This window comes from Vibrio sp. HI00D65, from assembly GCF_001635455.1.
In the GTDB taxonomy this organism is placed as follows: domain Bacteria; phylum Pseudomonadota; class Gammaproteobacteria; order Enterobacterales; family Vibrionaceae; genus Vibrio.
This window is the reverse complement of the sequence record NZ_LWEH01000327.1, coordinates 1-634: the sequence shown is the minus strand read 5'-3', so window position 1 is coordinate 634 and position 634 is coordinate 1. Positions and strand designations below refer to the sequence as shown.

Below are 634 nucleotides of genomic sequence, written 5' to 3'. Positions count from 1 at the left end.
TCAACATCTGGGTTGATACGTAGTGAGATCGGCGCCTTAACACCAAGCTCACCAGCCACTTTGTTCAGTCGCTCTAACTCTGGCTCAGACTCTACGTTGAAACACTTAATGTTCAACTCAAGCGCACGTTTCATTTCAGCAGCTGTTTTGCCGACACCAGAGAATACAACTTTCGCTGGATCGCCACCTGCAGCGACTACACGCTCTAGCTCACCGCCAGAAACGATATCAAAGCCAGAACCTAATCGTGCCAGAGTATTCAATACGCCAAGGTTCGAGTTCGCTTTAACGGCGTAACACACCAAGTGTGGATGTTCACCAACCGATGAATCAAATGCATTCCAATGGCGTTCTAATGTAGCGCGAGAATATACATACAGCGGTGTACCATATTGCTCTGCGAGTTGTGAAAGTGCGACGTCCTCAGCCCAAAGCTGGCCATCTTCCTGATAGTTGAAGTAATCCAAAGTTCTTATCCCTTATAAATAACGATTTCTGCGTGTTTCACTTATTGTGATTGTTCAGTCTGCTGAACTTCATCAGGATCGTATAAAGGACCCGTTTGACCACAACCAGAAAGTCCAATAACGGACAGCATAAACAGAGCGGTAATTAATTTTTTCATTTTGCATAT

General features: G+C 45.0%; 2 protein-coding genes. Both read right to left on the bottom strand.

Features of this window, described 5'->3' with window-relative positions; all coding sequences use genetic code 11:
• Positions 1 to 467: diaminopimelate decarboxylase family protein (locus tag A3712_RS19620; protein WP_443083604.1), on the bottom strand; the 467-nt coding region annotated here is incomplete at its 3' end.
• 41 nt (positions 468 to 508) lie between these two features.
• A complete protein-coding gene (gene lptM / locus A3712_RS19615) occupies positions 509 to 625 on the bottom strand; it encodes an LPS translocon maturation chaperone LptM (protein ID WP_063524726.1) in 117 nt (38 codons plus the stop codon).
• Between the last annotated feature and the right edge of the window lie 9 nt (positions 626 to 634).